General features: G+C 68.5%; 1 protein-coding gene. It reads right to left on the bottom strand.

Annotated features, from left to right (window positions below):
- Window positions 1–64: 64 nt before the first annotated feature.
- A complete protein-coding gene (locus ACGFRB_RS33315) occupies window positions 65–1645 on the bottom strand; it encodes an IS1182 family transposase (RefSeq protein WP_393248397.1) in 1581 nt (526 codons plus the stop codon).
- Window positions 1646–1719: the final 74 nt, after the last annotated feature.

Below are 1719 nucleotides of genomic sequence, written 5' to 3'. Positions count from 1 at the left end.
CCTAGAAGTCTGATGAAGATCTTGCTGAGGGGTTGTCCGGCTGTGGGCCGGACGGCCCCTTGGTTTATGCGGTGGTCGGGGCGAGCGTCCAGGTGTCGCCTGTGCGGGTGAGTCCGAGGTTGATCAGTCGGCGGAGGTTGAGGGCGGCTGCTCGGGTGTGGAGCCAGGTGTCGTTGGCGATGGTGCCGCGGTAGCGGAGTTTGCGGTTGCCGTGGTGGACGAGCCAGGCGACGGCGCGTTCGACCGGTGGTCTCCAGCGGCGGTATTCCGCTTGCCAGTCGGGGTCGGTGGCGGCCTGGTGCCGGGCGGCTGTGAGCAGGTCGTGGTGTGGGCGGATGGTCAGGACGCGGCCGGCTTTGGCCTTGGTGCACCGCTCGCGCAGGGGACATCCGGTGCACAGGCTCTTGAAGGAGGCGGTGCGCTGCTGGTGGTGTCCGCCGGGGTCGGAAAGAGGGACGGTGTGTCCGGCGGGGCAGGTCACGGTGGCGGTGGTGGTGTCGATGGCGAAGTCGTCCAGGGTGAAGCCTTCAGGGACGGCGGCTCTGAGCGGGGCGGGCTTGAAGAACAGTCGGTGACCTGCGTTTTTGAGGGCTTGACGGGCGTCGCCGGTGGAGTAGGCGGTGTCGCCGAAGGCGTCCACGGGTCCGTCTTCCCCGGCGAGCAGGTCCACACCGACGGTGGCCTCGTGATGTTCGGGCCCGGCGCCAGGGGTGAGGGCCACAGCGGTGTATAACGCGGTCTCCGGCTCGATGGCGAGGTGGGCTTTGTATCCGTCCTGCCGCCGGGTGCGGGTCTTGTGGACATGGCGGGATTCGGGATCGGTGGTGGAGACCATCCGGTCTGGCGCGGTGCCCTGGGTGATGCGCCAGCGGCCGTCACGGCCGTCGGAGTCCTCGGCCGGCTCGACGTCCTGTCCGGCGACCAGGGCCAGCAGGCCGACCGCGTTCGCGGCCTTCTCGCCGAGTTGCTGTTCCGTCAGGTGTCCCAGCAGCCGGAGCGCGTCACCGACCAGGGCGTCAACGAGATCGGCGCGGGCCTGTTGGTCGTTCCAGGCGATCCTTGGTTTGCCGGGGTCGGTGTAGTCGTGGGCGGTGCACTGCTCGGACGCGACCTGGCCGGCGTCGGGGACCTCGCGGATCACGGCACGGATGGCGGCGATGAGCTGGGTGACGGTGTCCTGGGTGGCGACCGCGTCGTCCAGAACGGTGGAATCCAGCGCCCGCCGGTTCTTGCCCTTGAGGACGCCAGTGGCCTTCACGACCTCCCGCACCGCGTCGAAGACCCGATTCGGCCGGGCAGAACGGGAAAGGCGGCGGCGGAAGTAGGCCAGCAGCGACGGATCGAACGCCATATCGTTGAGACCGAGCCCGCAAGCGGCCTTCCACCGCAGGTCACACCGTAGTTCCTGGACCGTCTCGAAGTCCGACAGCCCGTACAGGGCCTGAAGCGTGATCGCCGAGGCCAGGATCTGCGGCGGCATGCTCGGCCGCCCGTTCGCCGACGGATACATGTCCACGAACATCTCCGCTGGAAACAGCGCACCGCGGTGCTCGGCCAGGAACGCGAACACACTCCCCGCCGGGATCAACTCCCGGCAGGTCTCCCACACATCCGGCCCGACCGTTTCCCCGGCCCATTCCCCCATCGCCACACCAAAAGTCTGGCCCCACCGCTCACGCGGCGGGGCCAGAACCCCAAGATCTTCATGAACCTTCTAGG

Source organism: Streptomyces sp. NPDC048718, assembly GCF_043198875.1.
GTDB lineage: Bacteria > Actinomycetota > Actinomycetes > Streptomycetales > Streptomycetaceae > Streptomyces.
The sequence above is the reverse complement of the archived record's forward strand: the minus strand, read 5'-3'. Positions and strand labels throughout refer to the sequence as shown.

Excerpts from the sequence above, each read along its gene's own strand:
- ACGFRB_RS33315 (WP_393248397.1), bottom strand. The coding sequence starts at position 1,645 with ATGGGGGAATGGGCCGGGGAAACGGTCGGGCCGGATGTGTGGGAGACC.